We start from the raw sequence: 5,930 nt of genomic DNA on the forward strand, positions 1-5,930 counted from the left end.
TAATGCACGCGCTTCTTTCCCATGTTCGCCTCCTGGAGCCGTCAGTCTAATGATTTGCGATTGTCCGGAAACAGGGACGAACTCCAGTTCTGGCGTCCAGCCCTCCGCCAGACGGGCTCCATTCAATCAGAATAAGGTGAACCGTCTCACTCTGAAAATGTGCGAAAGATTTTGAACGTTATCGGCCTGATGACCCCGGCGAAGGATTATGCTACGCAATCCACGACCCAGAAAGCGCCGCCTTTCATGGCCCAGTGCAAGAGCTTATTGCAGCGAAAAAAATGGTCGAAAAACCGGTATCGCAACTGAACCTAAAAAGGAGCGTTTCAAGTGGTGCGCTTGTTCACCATCACTATTCCGATCACGACCAGGACCAAGGCGCCAAGTTGGATCTGGCTGGGGATTTCATGAAAGAATGTGAATGCCAAGGGAAGCCCAATGGCTGCTGATACGCAGCCAATCTGACTGAGGTAAACCGGCCCGGCTTGCCGTTGCAGCTGGAAAAACAGCGCATATTGAACAGTAAACAACAATATCTGTGCGATGAGCAATCCAACGGCTGAAAAAGAGAAGTTATCAGGCAGTATCGGAACCCCCATGGCGGGCGCAAAGGCCAGAAGAAATCCGAATCCGACCGCCATCATGCCGACGCTCAGCACCTCAGGGCTCGCGTTGGCTGGCCATCTCAAGGTACGGTAGACATTGCCCAAGGCGAGCAACACGGGCAAAGAAATGGCGCCCAATATCCAATTGCTGATTTGCGGATTGACGGAGCCGGCATTGAGAGCGAAAAGCGCGCCGCCGGCAAGTCCGAAGAGAACTCCGCTCATGCGCATGACATCTAGACGTTCCAGACCGATTATCAGAGACAGAACGTAGGTCAACACAAGCGGAAACGCGTATGTCAGCGTGACAAAGCCTGCACCTACGTGAGGCGCAGCGGCAAAAGCTATCGCACTTGGAGCCACAAACAAAAGCCCGGAAACCAATTGATAGGTTACCAAGTGGCGGCTGAAGCCCCAGTATCGGGGCTTGTGTTTGTCATCGGGCACCGGTTCGCGGTGAAGGTACAACCCGGCACTCCGCAGTACAGAGGCACCACACAGCGACCAAAGAAGCAAGGTTAGCGGGTGCCAGCCAACTGTTGGCGCGGCCTTGGCGAAAACAGCTGTTACTGCAAGCAATGCACCAATTATCAACAAGAGCACCAACGAGGGCACCTTGAGACGCTTTGGTGCATCCAGCAAACGGTCATTGGATTGGGGTGAGGTCAGCGGCAGTTCATCCACTTGAGCCATAGGTATTCCTTGAAGGGGTTACCGCAGATCGCGTTTAAAACGGGACTTGGTGAATAGTGCACTTGCGATCAGAGCCCGGGTCTCGTCCGGCTTGATCTTGTAGGCACGGGCCTCGGTAAAAACGGCTGTGCGACCGGAGCGTCGAACTTCTGCCTCGAAATCGACCTCCAACCCAAGGGGAGCCGGCGACATCAGGGATGAGGACATGGATGTTGTGAGCGCGTATTCCCCCGTATCCAGCAGGGGAAGCGTCGCCAACATGCTCACTACATCCAGCATGGAATATATCACTCCGCCGTGGAGTGTATGACCGAGATTGTCGATGTTTTCGGTAACGGTTAACCGGGCAAGACAAAAACCGGGCCTTTGCGCGATCACCTTGAGGCCGCAGAACTGTTGATAGGGGTGGTTGATCAGACAACTGCTGAGATGTGCAGCATGTGGCGGGATCGGGAAACTCTCGGTTTCAGCCGCTTGGATGTCGGAAGGATCTGTGGCGGGATAGGCATTTTGCATGGAACTGCCCTTTCGGCGCGTGCTTGTCACATATTTCTTTCTTTCAAAGCGAGCTCGCAATTATTTCCAGCATCATCTCCTCGCTTCCGCCCCCGACAGGCGTAATCCGGCTGTCGCGATAAAGCCGTGCGAGCAAGTTGTCATCCAGACAGCCTTGACCTCCCGCGATTTGGGCAGCGTTTCTAGCCGCTGCTTCAAAACACTGCGAGGCTGTGTTCTTCGCCATCGCTAAAAATATCGGGTCCGGTTTGTCACTGCTGGATGCGACTTGTTCCAGAAAGGCCGCGGAAACGCAGATTTCGCGTTTCATGTCTGCCAGACGGTGCGCAATGGCTTGACGTTTAAGGAGTGGCGTTCCCGCAATATCGCGTTCGCGCGCAAAGGCAACTGCTTGCTCAAGGGCCAACACCGACGACTGCACGGCCAAGGCTGCAAGATTGAGCCGCTCTGCGGCCAAACCGGACTGAAGCAGTCTTCGTGCCGGTTTGCCCGGTAAAGCAATCGGGTAGGCTTCCGTCTCTTGCATGTGCACGTCTCCGATTGGCAGGGCTTGCCAGCCGATCGGACGGAGGGGTTTAATCTTTGCACACGAACCAAGCGCTACAAGAAACAGCCCGATTTCTTGCGCCTCAGGACTCCCGTGACGTGCCGTAACTATAAGCCAGCTTGCCCGTTGGGCATGACAGACAAACGCCTTATTCCCCGAGACCAGATACCGTCCGTTTGGTCCCCGCTCTGCAAAGGTTGTAACTTCATTCAGATTGCTGCCGCCGCCGGGCTCGGTCAGGGCAATATTGATCACTTGGTGACCGCTTAGAATGTCGGCTGCAGTTAGCCTGAATAGATCGGGAGCCCCCTCAAGCAGAATTTTCAGGCTGATCAGATGCGCGCTCAAGGCAACTGCAATCGCTTGAGAACCGGCACGATTCAGGCTTCTGATATAAGACAACCGGGTAGCGCTCGGTGCAGTCACAACACTTGCCGGGTCTTCCCGCCAGTGCGGGTCTCCCATGGCGAGGATGCCCTGTTCACCAGCCTCCCTGTATAGTTCCGGTGGGTAGTGCCCGCCGGCTTCCCACGTTTCGACGAACGGCTCAATTCTATCTCGCACAAAACTCACAAGGAGCTCGTGCCTGTCCTGCACCGGTTTCATGACACTGTTGCCCCGGAAAGGTTCCGGAACCGCCCCATGATCGGTTTCAGCGCCTCCTGGGAAACATTGCCTTCCGGATCGAAGTAAAAAAGCCGGGTTACCTCGTCCATGACCTTGATGAGGTCTTCCGAGCGTTTGGCGACGCGTTTTTCATACCTTTGCAATGCGGAGGAAACCGGCGCGTCGCAGTTTGCGGCAAGGGTTTGAGCAAGAACATATCCATTCTCGAGGCCCAGCGTGAAGCCGTAGCCCAAAGACGGCAAAAGCGCATGGGCACTGTCTCCGAGGAACGCGACATTGCCATGGGTCCAGCAGCTTCCCTCGCTCATAGAGTGCAAGTGATTACACAGGACGTCTTCATTCCGGGTCACCGAGATCATTTGCCGGAAGACTTGCGGCATGTTGTCAATGTGCTCCAATAGGTCGTCCCGCCAAAGCTGCTGGTCGACGGTTTCAACCTGATAGGCGACAAACCAGTAACGCTGTCCCGTCGCGTTATTAACCGGATAGGTCACGCAACGTGAATGGATGTTGGAGAAGATTTGGCAACGGTCATCCAGAAGGTCGGGATGCCGAAAGCGGACCATGCCCCGGGTCGCTGACAGTCCCGAGCTGACTGGAAGCGCAAAATTGCTCTTGCGTGTCAGGGCTTGCCGCGTCGACGAAAACACACCGTCTGCTGCAATCACCACGTCAAAATCAACAGTGGTTCCGTCATTGAAGGTGATGGCCGTTTGATCGTGTTTATGGTCCAGCTCGGTGAGCGCCTTGCCGTAGGAAACCGTTCCTTCTGGCAACAGTTCATTGAGATAGCGTAGAAGACCGGCACGCCGGAACATTACGGCAGGAGCGAGGAAATCACAGTCCGGGAGCCGGACCGGGACAGAGCTGATCAGTTTGCCAGAGCGGTCATGGGTATCAAGAAACTCGATCGGCTGCCCATGCCTCAAAAAACCTTTATTCCCGGCTATCAGTTGCAGGACCTGAACCCCTTGCGGCCAGATAAAGATGCCGGACCCACTGTCCCTCGGACCATTGGCCCTCTCGAAGACTTGGGCTCTCAGACCAAATTTTTGCAGCAATGCCGCAACTGCAAGACCATTGAGGCCTGCACCGATAATGGCGATTTTCATGCTGCTCGTGCCTCTTCGTTGGTATCGAAACTCAGTCCGAAGGCCTGGCGCATCATGCAGAGACTGACCAGTTCCATGACCATTGGGTCGAGACGCGCCTGATCGCGCGGTGCCTTGGACGGCAGTTCGTCCAAAAGTGCCGTTACCTTTCGTGGTTCAAAGAAGGGTATGTCGGAGAGCGCAGAAAGCGTGAGGGTGTCGCGTACCAGCTGATAAAGACGTCCATTCTTGAACTGTGTTGCTGGAGGAGCCCTGAAATAATGCTTCTTTCGATTGTATAGCGATGTTGGGAGGTATGGTTTCATCGCTTCCCGCAATGCATATTTTTCCCGTGTTCCGCGTACCTTGTATGTGATTGGCAGCTGTGCGGCCTGTTCGATAACTCGGTGATCAAGCAGAGGGACACGTCCTTCGATAGAATGCGCCATCTCCATTCTGTCCCCCAGAGTGGTCAGTACGAAATTTGGCAGGAATGTCTTTGCCCAAAGGTACATCGACCTGTTGACCGGATCGAGATTGTCTAGACGACTGTGATCAAGGCGATTGTAAAGTTGGCGGTACGGCTGAACATGTCCAAAAGTGGTCCGCATAGAGTTGGCGTATAAGGTCTGCAGGTCTGCAAACCAGCTTGCCTGGTTTTCGATCCAGCTGACACCGTGTTGCAATTGCCGATTGAGCCATTTGACATCTGCGGATATGCCGCTCGCCTGAGAGGCTGCAAACTTCCATATTTTCTGCCGTTGCTCCTCAATCTCCGAAGCGGGTTGCCCTTCAGAGTTGTAAAGAATCATGTCCCGGACAAAATGCGGATAGCCCGCAAACACCTCATCAGCGCCCTCCCCCGTAACCACGGCCTTGAAACCGGCATCCCGCACATGACGAGACAGGATGAACTTGGCAACACCATGAGCATTGAAAAATGGCGTTTCATTGTGCCAAAGAGCCCGCTCGAAATTGTCTGCCAGATCCGATTGCCGGATCTGAATTGGCCTGAAATCAGCGCCATTGAAATCCGCAGCTTCCTTGGCGAATTTGAACTCGTCAAACTCTTCCTTTTCGCCGAAGGACAAATGGAAAGCGGGGAATGGGGAGCCGGAAAGATGAGTTGCGGCTCCCAGCATTGCAGAGCTGTCTATTCCGCCAGACAGATAGAATGCGATTGGAACATCGGCTTTCAGACGCGCATCAATCGCTTCCATAATTACGTCATGCACGCCTTGGATGATTTCGGGCTCCGATTGAGTGTTCGCCCGTTCACACAGGGTTGAACGATCTGGGAATTCGAAATCCCAATAGCGGATTTGGGATACGCGCGTATCGTTGACCACCAGCATGTGACCGGGTTGAACCGAGTGTATGCCGCTGAAAAGAGTGTGGTCACTCAAATAGAACGATCGTGTCGCGTAGGCTTCCGCATCCCAAGTCGCCGGGACACCTGCGGCCAGAATCGCCTTGATTTCAGACCCGACGTAGAAAGTGCCGTTATGCTCGGCATAGAATAACGGTTTGACGCCAACCCGGTCGCGGACCGCGAAAAGCAGGCGTTCTCGCGCATCGTAAAGCACAATTGCAAATTCGCCACGTAACTTCTGGAAACCGGCAGTTCCATATATCTGATAAAGATGCAGTGCGATTTCGCTATCCGAACTGGTGGTAAATTCGCAGCCGCTCTTCTGCAAATCGGCCCTTATCTCTTCAAATCCGTAGAATTCACCGTTTACAATCAGGTGCACCTCGCCGTCGGGGCTCGCGATGGGCTGCAATCCATTGTCCAGTCCCATGATTGACAGCCGATTATGGCCCAAGGACGAAGCCGCTCGCGCGGCAATG

5 protein-coding genes are annotated in these 5,930 nt (G+C 54.3%); all 5 read right to left on the reverse strand.

The window, feature by feature from the left end; translation table 11 throughout:
- Window positions 1–326 precede the first annotated feature (326 nt).
- A complete protein-coding gene (locus E1297_RS04935) occupies window positions 327–1,298 on the reverse strand; it encodes a DMT family transporter (protein ID WP_155134667.1) in 972 nt (323 codons plus the stop codon).
- Window positions 1,299–1,316: 18 nt separating this feature from the next.
- Window positions 1,317–1,814: a PaaI family thioesterase gene (locus E1297_RS04940; RefSeq protein ID WP_155134670.1), complete on the reverse strand. Its 498-nt coding sequence runs from the start codon at window positions 1,812–1,814 to the stop codon at window positions 1,317–1,319.
- 43 nt (window positions 1,815–1,857) lie between these two features.
- Complete coding sequence (locus E1297_RS04945; protein ID WP_155134673.1) at window positions 1,858–2,967, reverse strand: acyl-CoA dehydrogenase family protein; 1,110 nt, start codon at window positions 2,965–2,967, stop codon at window positions 1,858–1,860.
- Window positions 2,964–4,100, reverse strand: coding sequence for an NAD(P)/FAD-dependent oxidoreductase (locus E1297_RS04950; protein ID WP_155134676.1), 1,137 nt, complete (start codon window positions 4,098–4,100; stop codon window positions 2,964–2,966). The genes E1297_RS04945 and E1297_RS04950 overlap by 4 nt, the downstream gene beginning before the upstream one ends.
- On the reverse strand, window positions 4,097–5,930 hold a 1,834-nt coding region (gene asnB / locus E1297_RS04955), incomplete at its 5' end, for an asparagine synthase (glutamine-hydrolyzing) (protein WP_209015649.1). The genes E1297_RS04950 and asnB, both read right to left, overlap by 4 nt.

It is taken from the genome of Roseibium sp. RKSG952, assembly GCF_009711355.1.